The sequence below is a fragment of the Caulobacter sp. genome, from assembly GCF_049283275.1.
GTDB lineage: Bacteria > Pseudomonadota > Alphaproteobacteria > Caulobacterales > Caulobacteraceae > Caulobacter.
The window spans coordinates 21,156-33,678 of the sequence record NZ_JBAPVS010000161.1 but is presented as its reverse complement, the minus strand read 5'-3'; the positions used below and the strand labels follow the sequence as shown (position 1 = coordinate 33,678).

Genomic DNA, 12,523 nt, shown 5'->3' with positions numbered 1-12,523 from the left:
GCCTGGGGCTTAGCGTCCTTCGGGGCGGAACGTGCGGCGGGTGTCGGCGCGCTGGTCTTGGCCGCGCCCTTCGGGACCGCGGCCTTGTTGGCGACAGGCTCGGGCGTGGCCGGAGCGGTCTTGGCCGAAGCCTTGCGCGGCGCGCCAGACTTTGCCGCGGCCGCCTTGGGCGCAACCGCCTTGGACCCGGCCGGCTGGTTCTTTTTCATTTCAACCACGTCGGTGATCCCGGCCATAGCAATGCGACGCGCCGGTCAAGCTAAGCTCTCCGACGCTTCGCATGCAATGTCCCTGGAATGGGGCCTAAGCTAGACCCACTCGACCTTGAGGATCTCGTAGGCCTTCACGCCGCCGGGCGTGTTGACCTCGACCACCTCGCCGACTTCCTTGCCGATCATCGCGCGCGACAGCGGCGAGCTCAGCGAGATGCGGCCTTCCTTCACGTCGGCCTCATGCTCGCCCACGATCTGGTAGCGGGCTTCTTCCTCGGTGTCCTCGTCGACGACGCTGACCGTCGCACCGAACTTCACCTGCTTGCCCGACAGTTTCGAGACATCGATGATCTGGGCCCGGGCGATCTTGTCCTCGATCTCGGCGATCCGGCCTTCGATCCAACCCTGGCGTTCCTTGGCCGCGTGATACTCGGCGTTTTCCGACAGGTCGCCATGCTGACGCGCCTCGGAAATCGCGGCGATCACCGCCGGCCGTTCGATCGTCTTCAAACGCTTCAGTTCTTCGTCGAGGGTCTGGTAACCCCCGGCGGTCATCGGCACTTTTTCCATTGCGGATTTTAGCTCGGTTCGCCCAAGGGGAGGAAGACTCCCGGACGTTGGCGCGCACGACCGGGGGCTGAGAGGATAGGCGCCGCGTTAGCGATAAGCAAGTACCCGCCCGTAAAGCGAAGCTTGACCCCGTTGGCGGTCAGGATCAAGCGCGCTTGCGTCGCCGTGGTTCCGCGGGCCGTCGGCGCCCCGTCAAAAGGCATCTGTGAACGGATCAGGCGTAGTCGTAGGGCCCGCCGCGCTCCAGCGCCGCCTTGTAGGCCGGGCGGGCGTGGATGCGCTCCAGGAACGCCTTGACCCTCGGCCGCGACCCAGCCCCCGCGCGCGCGGCGCCGGCTTCAAGAGGAAAGCTCATCATGATGTCGGCGGCGGTGAAGTCGGGGCCGGCGAACCAGGCGCTCTTGGCCAGCTCGGCGTCCCAATAGTCGAGGTGCAGTTTCAGCTGCGGATCGACGAAGCCGCTCTGGGCGCGGGCGGCGATCGCCTTGACCAGACCCTTTAGCAGGCCCGGCGCGCGGGCGGGCAGGGCGGTGAACACCAGCTTCAGCAGCAGCGGCGTCATGGCCGAGCCCTCGGCATAGTGCAGCCAATAGGTCCAGCGCAGGCGCTCCGGCGTGCCCGCCGGCGGGATCAGCCGGCCCTGGCCGTAGGTCTCGATCACGTACGCGATGATCGCCCCGGTCTCAGCGAGGGTCTTGTCGCCGTCAGTGATGACCGGCGACTTGCCCAGCGGATGGATCGCCAGCAGCGCCGGCGGGGCCAGCATGGTCTTGGCGTCGCGCTCGTAGCGCTTGACCTCGTAGGGAAGCCCCAGCTCCTCCAGCAGCCACAGCACCCGCTGGCTGCGGGAATTGTTCAGGTGATGGACGACGATCATGGCGTGGGCTCCGACGGCGTGGGGGCCATTGGCGGCGCAGGCCCCCGCGTCAGTCAAGGGGCGGCGTGGCGCGTCCACCACACCGCCGCCCCCGCGATCAGGGCCGCGACCTGCACGAACACGATCAAGGTCAGCCACGCCGAGAACGGCTGCTTGCGGGTCTTGTGGCGGAACACCGGCCGGGCCAGCAGGGCGCCGGGGCTGCCGCCCACGGCCGCCAGGGTCAGCAGGGCGCGCTCGGGCACGCGCGAGCGGCCCCTGTTGACCTTGTCGGCGGCGGCCGCCTTGTCGAAGCCGAAGATCGCGAAGGTCAGGACGTTCAGCACGCCCAGATAGACGGCGACGAAGGTGATCACGCCCGGGCGTTCCCGGGCGCCCCGACGGGGGTTTCCAGCGGCGCCAGGTCCGGCTCCACCCAGCCCCGGCGCGCCGCGACGCTGAACAGCCGCTCGCGCGACCAGAAGCCCAGCGGCCAGGCCTTGTCGCCCATCGGCGTGGCCAGCAGGCGCGCGCACGCCTCGCTGTCGGAGGTCCCGGCCGGCAGGGCCGCGACAAAGGCGCGGATGGCGGCCAGGTAAGCCTGGGTGATGGTCTCGTGATAGCCGTTATGGTCGTCGTTCACCCCGCCGACCGCGACGTTGTAGGTCTGGATGATCCCCGGCATGTCGCGCTCCAGGCCCGCGTCGCGCGTGCGGACCAGGCGCATCGTCGCCGTCAGGTGCGCGGCGTGGGTCCACTGGTCCTTGGGCAGGGAGTGGTCGAGGAGGCGGCGGGCGAGGTCGGCGACCTGGGCGTCGGTGTAGGGGGCGTGGGTCATGGCGGTTCTGCGAAAGGGCGGTCGTCGCGCGCTAACATGCCGTTCGTCGGAAGCCTAGCGCCACACGATCGAAACGGCCTATGGTTGATCTGAGAGTAAGGGGGCGTGATCGCGCTTATGAACGTCGAGGATTTCATCACGCGCTGGACCGCGCGCCAGGGCGGGGCAGAGCGCGCCGCGATACACCATGTTTGATGACAGCCGCTCGTTCGTGACGCGAGCGTTCCTGCAATCGTCGCTCGACATCGAGTATCGCGCCTACGACGACGCGGCTGATCTGCAATTGCGGGCCCGTCTTGTTGCCTGGGCCGCGCGCATGAAGTTGAAGGAGACCTCCGCCGAAGGCGCGTTCACCCAGACCTTCTTCGCGGAAACGTGGGGCTATGGCGATGCCGGCCGTGTCGACCGAGGCGCAGTCACGATTTTCCCCAAGTTTCGCGTGACCGGCGAAGGCGCGGGCGGCGGGTCGGGCGAAGCCGATGTCGCGCTGGGTTGGTTCGGGGATAATCCCAATGCGACCCCTCAAGTCCTCTGCGAGTACAAGGACATTCGATCCGCGCTCGACGCGAAGCAGAACCGCAAAGGCAGCACGCGCTCGCCGGTCGAGCAGTGTCTGAACTATGTGCGTGGCGCGCGACGAGGCATGTTCGGCAACGAGCAGGTCCAACCCTGGTGGGGGCTGGTGACCGACATGAACGAGTTTCGCCTCTATTGGTGGGATCGAGCGCCAAATCAGTATATTCGCTTCGTCATTGAGCGTTCTGATCTTCTGACCCCTTACGATCTTCTTTCTAATAGTGAAGATGCCCGGTTTGATCGCTTCTTGTTTTGGAAACTTTTCCAACGCGATCAGCTGATTTCCGTCGGGGGGCGGCCGCCGCTTCTGCGCCTGATCGAACGGCAGTGGGTGCGTGAGCGCCAGCTCGAGGGCGAATTCTATGACCGTTATCGAGCGGTGCGCGAGCGCCTGTTCAATGTTCTCACGGTAAATAATCCGGGCTTCTCCGGCACGCCGACCGAGCTGTTGCGTCTCTCTCAAAAGCTTCTGGATCGCTTCATCTTCGCCTTTTACTGCGAGGATATGGGCGCGCGGATGCTGTTTCCCCCGCAGGTGATCCGAGACCACCTCAAGGCGCGGTCGTGCGAGGACATCTACGACCCGAACGGCGAGGAGCTGTGGGGGTTCTGCAAGCGTCTGTTCAGCTTGATGGACAAGGGCGGACCGCTCGGCGCCATGAATGTGCCCCTGATCAATGGTGGACTTTTCGCCGCCGATCCGCAGATCGAGGCGTTGGCCCTTCCCAACCACGTTTTCGCCGCTCCGGGACAGGGCGCCAACGAGGCCGCCCTGGAGCGCGATCCCGACACGCTGCTCTATCTTTCGGCCCGCTACAATTACGCCGCGCGAGGCGACGCGCGCCACAGCCTCAGCCTCTACACGCTGGGGCGCATCTTCGAGCAGTCGATCACTGAACTGGAATACCGGGTCGGCGAGTTGGAAGGCCGTGAATCGGTCGCCAAGCTTTCCAAGCGCGAACGCGACGGCGTGTTCTACACGCCGGAATGGGTGGTCAATCTTCTGGTGGAACTGACCCTTGATCCTTGGTTCGCAGAGGCTCGAAAGGCGAGCGGCTGGACGGCGGAAGCCGCTAGGTCAATGGCCGAGGCGGAAGCCTACGAACACCGCCTCAAGGCTCTGCGCATCGTGGATCCCGCCTGCGGGTCCGGCGCATTCCTGATCGCGGCTTTCCGCCGCGTGCTCGACGAGCGGATCATGGTCGAGCGCGAAAAGGCCCGCCTGGCCAAGCGCGGCACCGCCCTGACCGTGGATGAAGCCCGCCTGACGAAAGAGGTTCTGTCGGCCAACATCCATGGCGTGGACATCAATCCGGCGTCCGTGGAGATCGCCAAGCTGGCGCTTTGGCTGCACTCGGCCAGGGCGAAGTCGCCGCTGTCGTCTCTGGATGGGACGATCCTGTGCGGCAACAGCCTTGTCGGGCCGGACTTCTGGAACGGACGCACCCCCGGCGTGGACCATCGAGATCGGATCAACGCCTTCGATTGGCCCTCGGCCTTTCCCGAAGTCTTCAAGGCGGGCGGCTTCGACATCGTCCTGGGCAATCCGCCCTATGTCAGCATCCAGACCGTGCGCGCGGTCGATCCCGAAGTGGCCGACTATCTGCAGGGCCATCGCGGCGATGACACCTATGTCAGCGCCCAGACCGGGAATTTCGATCTCTATCTGCCCTTCTTCGAGAAGGGGCTGCGTATGCTCGCGCCCGGCGGACGCATGGGCTATATCGCGCCCAGCCTCTGGACGATCAACCAGCACGGCGAAGGCTTGCGCCGCCTGGTGCAGCGCGGTCGCCACCTGGAGCGCTGGGTGGACTTCAAGGCGCACCAGATCTTCGCGGACGCAACCACATACACAGCCTTGCAGATCTTCCGCCGCGAGCCCGTCGAGGCGCCCCTGATCGCCGTCGCGCCGCATGGTGACGCGGCCGACATCGACTGGAGCGACCCCGGTCTGGCGGTGCCCTATGAGGCGCTGCCCGACGGACCGGAATGGCTGATGGCCACGGGCGCGGAGCGAGCGCTGATCGACAGACTGGCAGCGGACTGCCCCGCCCTGGGAAACCCGAAAGTCACCAAGGGCATCATCGTCGGAATACAGACCAGCGCCGACCCCATCTATCACCTGCGTAAGGTAGCGCGCGGTCGGTACGTTTGCTCGCCCAAGGGCGCCGCGCCCTATGAGGTGGAGATCGAGGACGCAGTCATGAAGCCTCTGGTCTCGGGTCCCGAGGCCAAGCGCTATCAGGCGCCGGAGACTGAGACCTATCTGCTGTTTCCCTATCGGACAGGTGCGCGCGGCGTGGAGATCATCCCGGCGCAGGACATGCGTCGTGAATTCCCGCAAGCTTGGCGCTATCTGGAAACCTGGGCCACGGTGCTGCGAGACCGTGAAGCCAAGACCCGCGACGGAGAGCGCCTCGCACCCTTTGACGACGAGCATTGGTATCGGTTTGGGCGGAACCAAAATCTCGACAAGCAGGAATTGGCGAAACTGATCGTCGCCCAAACAGTGCCGGAAATGCGGGTCTGCGCCGACTTGGCTGGGGGGATGTATCTGAACAATGTGCGGGTCAACGGCATTCTTCCGGCCCCGGAGGTCGAGGCGGGCTTTCTGCTGGGCGTGTTGAACGGCGCGGTCGCCAATTTCGTCTTCAAGCGGATCGGCAAGCCCAAGCGCGGCGGCTACTATGAGGCCAACAAGCAGTTCATCGCCCCTCTGCCGGTGCCCTACGCCTCGGCCGATGATCAGCGCGACGTGGCCAAGGCCGCCTTGGCCTTGCAAGAGGACTGGACTGAGCGGCGCGACCTGATCGCCGAGGCGGGCGAGCGTCTTGAAGTTCTGTCGCGCGCCCGGCGCGATGAACAATGGCTCTGGCCCGACCTGCCCGATCAGAAGACGTTGGAGAAACAGGCGCCCGCCAAGCTCAAGACCCACGCCGAGCGTCGCGAGTGGTTTAAGGCGGCCTTTGGCGAAGCCCTGGCGATCAAGTTGGAGAGCCTCCAGGCAGCCCTCGACGGCGCGGACCATCTGGAAGCGGTTTTCGCCAAGGGAGAGTTGCGGCTCTATGCTGACGGCGCTGTCGTTCTGGGGCGCATCTATCTGGACGAGGCTCCCGGTCGGTTGGCCGAAAGCTACTGGCGGTATCTGTTGCTGAGCCGTCAGGGGACCGAAGCGGACAAACTGGCTCGAGAGCTTCGACGCCCGCCCGATGAGCCCGACACGCCCGGCGCCCGTCAGTTCATGGAGCGCGTGAGTGTGCTGGTGAGTCGGGTCGCGAGCCTCGCTGAGGATGAGGCGGCTCTGAACGAGCGGCTGTTTGACCTCTATGGTCTGGATGACCGGGAACGTATGCTGGTCGCCGACGGATGAGCATCGCAAGGCCGAAGGGAATCGTGGATGATGGCGCCATGTCCCAGTTGAACCTGTTTCAAGGTGAGCGCCCCTCGTCGGAGCGACGGCCGCCTGATCTTGATTTTATCCGCAAGCATCTTGGCAAGGCGCTGAGAACCGCTCAAGCCGCCGAGCGTATGCCCTGGCCCCCCAGTGTCGCCCAAGGGTGGCGGGATCGGTTTCCGAAGCTTGCCGCTGATCTTCCGGCCGAAGAGGCTGCTGTGCTGATCGAAGCTTTCCGCCGTGAACTGGACCGCCTGGGGTCCGTCGCGGCCTGAAGGTCGTTTTCCCTTCTTTCTTTTCTCACAACCGCCCCCGTCGCCCGCCCTTGAGCTTGTCGATCGCCCGGGGCGTCCGGACCATCGTGCCCACGTCGGCCACCGCCTGGGCGGCGTGCAGGTGGGCCGCGGCGGCGTCCAGCATCGAGGGCGGCGAGACCTTGGATCGCGCCGCCGGCACGATCAGCGCCACCTTGCGGGCCATGGCGGCCAGGTCGCCGATGGCTTTGGCCTTGTCGCGGGCCGCGCGGATCTGGGCGGGGTCGTGGCTGTGCTCCAGGATCGCCCAGGCCGCGTCGAGGGCGGCCATCAGTTTCTGCTGGAAGGTGAAACACCAGGTGGGGATGTCGGTTTGGGTCATGCCGCTAGTGTGCGGCCGTCCTGGAGAGTGGGGATAAGAAACGTGCGTTTTTGTGTAAGCGGTTGGATTCATTGATTTTTGGTTCGGCGAGAGCGGGGATGGAGGTCGGGGACACGCCCTTGCGGCGTGTGCCCAATTCATCCCGGAAGGTCCAGGACGAGAACCTCAGCGGACGCGTTGGGGACACGCCGCAAGGGCATGTCCCCGGTCGCGCCCTGTGGATAACTTCGGCGAACCTCCAAAACGAAAACCGCCGCGACCGGCCTTTCGGCTTGTCGCGGCGGTTCTGGTTTTCGACCCCTCATCCGGCGCTGCGCGCCACCTTCTCCCGCAGGGGGAGAAGGAAGAGGACTTACTGGTAGCTCTGCAGCGGGCGCACCTCGAGCGCCTCGGCGGGGGCCGAGGAGATCGCCTGGGCGGCGGCCAGGGCGCCGGCCGAGGTGGTGTAGTAGGGCACCTTCATCATCAGGGCCGTGCGGCGGATCTCGAAGCTGTCTTCCAGGGCCTGCTTGCCCTCGGTGGTGTTGAACACCAGCTGCACGCCGCCGTTCTTCATCACGTCGACGATGTGCGGGCGGCCTTCCAGCACCTTCTTGACCAGCTCGACCTCGACGCCCTGCTCGGCCAGATAGCCGCGCGTGCCGACCGTCGACAGCACCTTGAAGCCGGCCGCCTGCAGCAGCTTGACCGGCTCGACGATCCACGGGCGGTCGCTTTCCTTGACCGAGACGAAGGCCGTGCCCGAGGTCGGCAGGTTGACCCCGCCGCCCAGCTGGCTCTTGGCGAAGGCGCGGGCGAAGGCCGGGCCCAGGCCGTTCTCGCCTTCGCGGATCCAGTCCAGGCCCATGACCTCGCCGGTCGAGCGCATTTCCGGGCCCAGCACCGTGTCGACGCCGGCGAAGCGGGCGAACGGGAACACCGCTTCCTTGACCGCGATGTGGTCGTACGGCTTGTCGGTCAGGCCGAAGCTGGCCAGGGTCTCGCCGGCCATGATCTTGGCGGCGATGGCGGCCACGGGCTGGCCGATCGTCTTGGCCACGAACGGCACGGTGCGCGAGGCGCGCGGGTTCACTTCCAGCACATAGATGCGCGGGTTGGCCGAGTGCGGCTCCTCGATGGCGAACTGCACGTTCATCAGGCCGCGCACGTTCAGGGCCAGGGCCATCTTGACGGTCTGGCGCTTCAGCTCCTCCACGGTGGCGGCGCTGAGCGAGAAGGGCGGCATCGAGCAGGCGCTGTCGCCCGAGTGGACGCCGGCTTCCTCAATGTGCTCCAGCACCCCGGCCACGAACACGTCCTTGCCGTCGCACAGGGCGTCGACGTCCACCTCGGTGGCGCGGCTCAGATAGTGGTCCAGCAGGATCGGATGCTCGAACGAGATCTCGCCGGTGTTGACGATGTAGCGTTCCAGGTGCTCGTGATCGCGGATGATCTCCATGCCCCGGCCGCCCAGAACGTAGGACGGACGCATCACGAACGGGAAGCCGATCTCCTCGCCCTTGGCGCGGGCCTCGTCCCAGGTGCGGGCGATGGCGTTCTCGGGCTGGGCGATGGAAAGACCGTTCAGCAGCTGCTGGAAGCGCTCGCGGTCCTCGGCCAGGTCGATGGCGTCGGGGCTGGTGCCCAGGATCGGGATGCCCGCGTCCTGCAGCGCCTGGGCCAGCTTCAGCGGCGTCTGGCCGCCGAACTGGACGATGACGCCGGCCAGCGTGCCGTTCGACTTCTCGACGTCCAGCAGCTCCAGCACGTCCTCGGCCGTCAGGGGCTCGAAATACAGGCGGTCGGAGGTGTCGTAGTCGGTCGAGACGGTCTCGGGGTTGCAGTTGACCATGATCGACTCGATGCCGATCTGATCCAGCGCGAAGGCGGCGTGGCAGCAGCAGTAATCGAACTCGATGCCCTGGCCGATCCGGTTGGGACCGCCGCCCAGGATCACCGCCTTCTTGCGGTTGGTCGGCAGGCTTTCGCACTCGGGAACCTGGCCCAGGGCGCCGGTCTCGTAGGTCGAATACATGTAGGGCGTGGTGGCCGCGAACTCGCCGGCGCAGCTGTCGATGCGCTTGAACACCGGGCGGACGTTCAGGGCCTGGCGGGCCTTGCGCACGGCGGTCTCGTCCGACCCGACCAGCTTGGCCAGGCGGGCGTCGGAGAAGCCCTGGGCCTTCAGAGCGCGGAAGCCCTGCGCGTCGGTCGGCAGGCCGCCGGCCCGGACCCAGCCCTCCTGGCGGACCAGCTCGGCGATCTGGCGCAGGAACCAGGGCTCGTAGGAACAGGCGGCGTTGACCTCTTCCACGCTCAACCCGTGGCGGAAGGCCTGGGCGATCACGCGGATGCGGTCGGGGGTGGGCGTGCCCAGGGCGCGGATCACCGCGGCGCGGCCGGTGTCGGGGTCGTCGGCGCCGGCGATCTCGATCTCGTCGAAGCCGTTCAGGCCGGTCTCCAGGCCGCGCAGGGCCTTCTGGACGCTTTCCTTGAAGGTGCGGCCGATGGCCATCACCTCGCCGACCGACTTCATGGCGGTGGTCAGCAGCGGCTCGCTGCCCGGATACTTCTCGAAGGCGAAGCGCGGGATCTTGGTGACCACGTAGTCGATGCTGGGCTCGAACGAGGCCGGGGTCGCGCCGCCGGTGATGTCGTTCTTCAGCTCGTCCAGGGTGTAGCCGACGGCCAGGCGCGCGGCGACCTTGGCGATCGGGAAGCCGGTGGCCTTCGAGGCCAGGGCCGAGGAGCGCGACACGCGCGGGTTCATCTCGATCACGACCATGCGGCCGTCGGCCGGATTGACCGCGAACTGGACGTTGGAGCCGCCGGTCTCGACGCCGATCTCGCGCAGCACGGCGATCGAGGCCGCGCGCATCCACTGATATTCCTTGTCGGTCAGGGTCAGGGCCGGGGCGACGGTGATGCTGTCGCCGGTGTGGACGCCCATCGGGTCGATGTTCTCGATCGAGCAGACGATGATGCAGTTGTCCGCCGTGTCGCGGACCACCTCCATCTCGTATTCCTTCCAGCCCAGGACGCTTTCCTCGATCAGGACTTCCGTCGTGGGCGACAGGTCCAGACCGCGCGCGACGATCTCCTCGAATTCCTCGAGATTGTAGGCGATGCCGCCGCCGGTGCCGGCCAGGGTGAAGCTGGGGCGGATGATCGCCGGCAGGCCGACGAACGCCAGGCCCTCGCGCGCCTCGTCCATGTTGTGGGCGGCCTTGGACTTGGGGCTTTCCAGACCCAGCTTGTCCATGGCGTCGCGGAACTTCTGGCGGTCCTCGGCCTTGTCGATCACCTCGGCCTTGGCGCCGATCATCTCGACGCCGTACTTGGCCAGCGTGCCGTTGGCTTCCAGGGCCAGGGCGGTGTTCAGCGCGGTCTGGCCGCCCATGGTCGGCAGCAGGGCGTCGGGACGCTCCTTGGCGATGATCTTGGCGACCATCTCCGGGGTGATCGGCTCGATATAGGTGGCGTCGGCCACGTCCGGATCGGTCATGATCGTGGCGGGGTTCGAGTTCACCAGGATGATCCGGTAGCCCTCGGCCCGCAGCGCCTTGCACGCCTGGACGCCCGAATAGTCGAACTCGCACGCCTGGCCGATGACGATCGGCCCGGCGCCGATGATCAGGATCGAGGAGATGTCTGTTCTTTTAGGCATAGGAAACTCGCGCGCAGAGACACGGTCGCGCACATCCGCGCGCCCGCTGCCGACCATCTTGCAGGTTAAGCCGCCCGTTTAGAGAGGGAGTCGGTTTGGCGCAACCCTGGAGTCGGATCCCAACTGGGGACAGGCGCATGCGCCTGTCCCCACTCAGCTTTCACTGACCGCTGATCACCGGCGGGGCGGGGATGGCGGGCTGGGCGGGAGGGACCTCGGCGGGCTCGTCGGTCAGGCTCCAGGCCCAGCCGGCCTCGGCCCGCTCGAGGCCCAGGCGGAACAGGGCCGTGCGGTTGTCGTTGGCGAAATCCAGGCCCGAGGTGTCCAGCTCGGTGCTGTCGGGAATGGCGGCGTAGAACAGCTGTCCGCCGTTGCGGCGGGCGAACGCGCTGCTGGCCGCCAGGTGGGTGCGCATCAGGGCCTTGCTCATCGCGTCCCACGAGCGGCCGACGATCGCGCCGGCCTTGCCCTTGGTGAAGCCGAACGTGCCGCCGACCTTGCCGTTGACGATCACATAGAGCCGGCCGGGCCGCGCTTGGCCCCTGGCGGCGGTCCATAGCAGCAGCGACTCCGGGGCCACGAAGAACGGGATGGTGACCCCGCCGTCGACATGCATCTCCGACAGGCGCCGGCCCTGGCCCCGGCCCTCGATCTCGATCAGGGTGGGCGGGAAGACGCCGGGAATGCTGGCCGAGGCCACCAGGACATCCTTGAACAGCTGGCGCGAGGCCGCATCGCCCCGGCTGGCGATCGCGCCCATGTCCCAGATCACCGTCTCCTCGGTGTCCAGGTTGGTGGTGGCGATCAGCAGGCGGCGGCCGCGCTTGTGTTCGGTGGCGATGGCCGCCAGCAGGGCGTCGGTGACATTGGCGTCGACCACCTCGCGCAGGCCGCGGGCGCTGTAGACGCTGGGATGGAACAGCATGCCCAGGCCGCGGGCCCTCAGGATCCTGCCGGCCGCCTTGCCGGTGTAGGCCTCGGTCAGGCGGTCGTCCCAGCTGGAGCCCAGGAAGGCGAAGGGGGCGGTCAGGGCGCCGGTCGAGACCCCGGTGACGATATCGAAGTCCGGCCGCTCGCCGCGCTTGGTCCAGCCGACCAGCACCCCGGCGCCATAGGCCCCGTTCGAGCCGCCGCCCGACAGGGCCAGGACGTCGAAGGTGCGCTGGGCCGAGGCGCGTTGGCGGGCGGGCGCGGCGAAGCGGATGGAGGCGTCGCTGTCGCTGGCGTTGAAGCGCAGCTCGGCCAGGCCCTTGGGCGGCGGTCCGGCCAGGTCGCTGGCGGTGTAGAAGTCGCGCGACAGTGATCCGCAGGCCGTCAGGCACAAGGCCGCCAGGGCGATGGCGAAGAGGCGGACGGCGTGCATGGGGGCTCGTGGGTTGTCGAACCCGAGGACCCTGTTACGGGCCGGGCCCGCGCGCAAGCGCGCAAGGTGGGGAAGCGCGCAAGAAAAATGGGCCGGCGCCAGGCGCCGACCCATTCCAAATCTCGTGAGCGTGAGGCGATTAAGCCTGCAGTTGGCCCGCCGACATCTTGCCCGAGCGGTTGTCGCGCTCGAGTTCGTAGGTGATCTTCTGACCTTCGTCCAGACCACGCAGACCGGCGCGTTCAACGGCCGAAATGTGCACGAAGACGTCAGCGCCGCCGTCGTCAGGTTGGATGAAGCCGAAGCCCTTGGTGCCGTTGAACCATTTCACGGTGCCGGTAGCCATAGTGGTAGTCCTTGCAGTCAATATTCGTCGGCGGAGTCGTTCCGCACGGCGATCAAATTTCGTTGGGGGTCGGTGGGCGCGTCCGG

The 12,523-nt window shown here is 66.8% G+C and carries 10 protein-coding genes and 1 pseudogene; 2 read left to right on the top strand and 9 right to left on the bottom strand.

What is annotated here, in order from left to right:
- The 5 genes and pseudogenes from WAL33_RS08835 to WAL33_RS08815 all read right to left on the bottom strand — a co-directional run.
- A pseudogene (locus WAL33_RS08835) lies at positions 1-218 on the bottom strand (alpha/beta hydrolase); the annotation flags it as partial.
- Positions 219-308: 90 nt separating this feature from the next.
- Entirely contained in the window at positions 309-782 is a 474-nt protein-coding gene (gene greA / locus WAL33_RS08830; RefSeq protein ID WP_056721136.1) for a transcription elongation factor GreA, read from the bottom strand.
- A 214-nt stretch (positions 783-996) separates the two neighbouring features.
- Entirely contained in the window at positions 997-1,659 is a 663-nt protein-coding gene (locus tag WAL33_RS08825) for a glutathione S-transferase family protein (protein WP_422180514.1), read from the bottom strand.
- Positions 1,660-1,712: 53 nt separating this feature from the next.
- Positions 1,713-2,015, bottom strand: coding sequence for a DUF1294 domain-containing protein (locus WAL33_RS08820; RefSeq protein ID WP_422180512.1), 303 nt, complete (start codon positions 2,013-2,015; stop codon positions 1,713-1,715).
- Positions 2,012-2,476, bottom strand: coding sequence for a hypothetical protein (locus WAL33_RS08815; RefSeq protein WP_422180510.1), 465 nt, complete (start codon positions 2,474-2,476; stop codon positions 2,012-2,014). Before WAL33_RS08815 ends, WAL33_RS08820 begins: the two co-directional genes overlap by 4 nt.
- Positions 2,477-2,663: 187 nt before the next feature.
- Between WAL33_RS08815 and WAL33_RS08810 the strand changes: the two genes are divergently transcribed.
- Together WAL33_RS08810 and WAL33_RS08805 are read left to right on the top strand one after the other, a co-directional pair.
- Positions 2,664-6,422, top strand: a complete 3,759-nt coding sequence (locus WAL33_RS08810) for an Eco57I restriction-modification methylase domain-containing protein (RefSeq protein ID WP_422180508.1) — start codon at positions 2,664-2,666, stop codon at positions 6,420-6,422.
- Positions 6,423-6,460: 38 nt separating this feature from the next.
- Entirely contained in the window at positions 6,461-6,721 is a 261-nt protein-coding gene (locus WAL33_RS08805) for a hypothetical protein (RefSeq protein ID WP_422180506.1), read from the top strand.
- A 25-nt stretch (positions 6,722-6,746) separates the two neighbouring features.
- Here WAL33_RS08805 and WAL33_RS08800 read toward each other — a convergent pair whose 3' ends face one another.
- The 4 genes from WAL33_RS08800 to WAL33_RS08785 form a co-directional block, all read right to left on the bottom strand.
- Positions 6,747-7,082: a hypothetical protein gene (locus WAL33_RS08800; RefSeq protein ID WP_422180504.1), complete on the bottom strand. Its 336-nt coding sequence runs from the start codon at positions 7,080-7,082 to the stop codon at positions 6,747-6,749.
- Between the two features lie 352 nt (positions 7,083-7,434).
- On the bottom strand, positions 7,435-10,728 hold the full coding sequence (gene carB / locus WAL33_RS08795; RefSeq protein WP_422180502.1) for a carbamoyl-phosphate synthase large subunit: 3,294 nt from the start codon (positions 10,726-10,728) through the stop codon (positions 7,435-7,437).
- A 160-nt stretch (positions 10,729-10,888) separates the two neighbouring features.
- On the bottom strand, positions 10,889-12,091 hold the full coding sequence (locus WAL33_RS08790) for a patatin-like phospholipase family protein (protein ID WP_422180501.1): 1,203 nt from the start codon (positions 12,089-12,091) through the stop codon (positions 10,889-10,891).
- Positions 12,092-12,230: 139 nt separating this feature from the next.
- Positions 12,231-12,437 carry a cold-shock protein gene (locus WAL33_RS08785; RefSeq protein WP_007666377.1) on the bottom strand — a complete coding sequence of 69 codons (207 nt, stop codon included), beginning with the start codon at positions 12,435-12,437 and terminating at the stop codon, positions 12,231-12,233.
- Positions 12,438-12,523 lie beyond the last annotated feature (86 nt).

What these genes read in the sequence shown, in the direction of transcription:
- greA (WP_056721136.1), bottom strand. Translation starts at nt 782, where the DNA reads ATGGAAAAAGTGCCGATGACCGCCGGGGGTTACCAGACCCTCGACGAA.
- WAL33_RS08825 (WP_422180514.1), bottom strand. Translation starts at nt 1,659, where the DNA reads ATGATCGTCGTCCATCACCTGAACAATTCCCGCAGCCAGCGGGTGCTG.
- WAL33_RS08815 (WP_422180510.1), bottom strand. Translation starts at nt 2,476, where the DNA reads ATGACCCACGCCCCCTACACCGACGCCCAGGTCGCCGACCTCGCCCGC.
- WAL33_RS08810 (WP_422180508.1), top strand. Translation starts at nt 2,664, where the DNA reads ATGTTTGATGACAGCCGCTCGTTCGTGACGCGAGCGTTCCTGCAATCG.
- WAL33_RS08805 (WP_422180506.1), top strand. Translation starts at nt 6,461, where the DNA reads ATGTCCCAGTTGAACCTGTTTCAAGGTGAGCGCCCCTCGTCGGAGCGA.
- WAL33_RS08800 (WP_422180504.1), bottom strand. Translation starts at nt 7,082, where the DNA reads ATGACCCAAACCGACATCCCCACCTGGTGTTTCACCTTCCAGCAGAAA.
- carB (WP_422180502.1), bottom strand. Translation starts at nt 10,728, where the DNA reads ATGCCTAAAAGAACAGACATCTCCTCGATCCTGATCATCGGCGCCGGG.
- WAL33_RS08790 (WP_422180501.1), bottom strand. Translation starts at nt 12,091, where the DNA reads ATGCACGCCGTCCGCCTCTTCGCCATCGCCCTGGCGGCCTTGTGCCTG.
- WAL33_RS08785 (WP_007666377.1), bottom strand. Translation starts at nt 12,437, where the DNA reads ATGGCTACCGGCACCGTGAAATGGTTCAACGGCACCAAGGGCTTCGGC.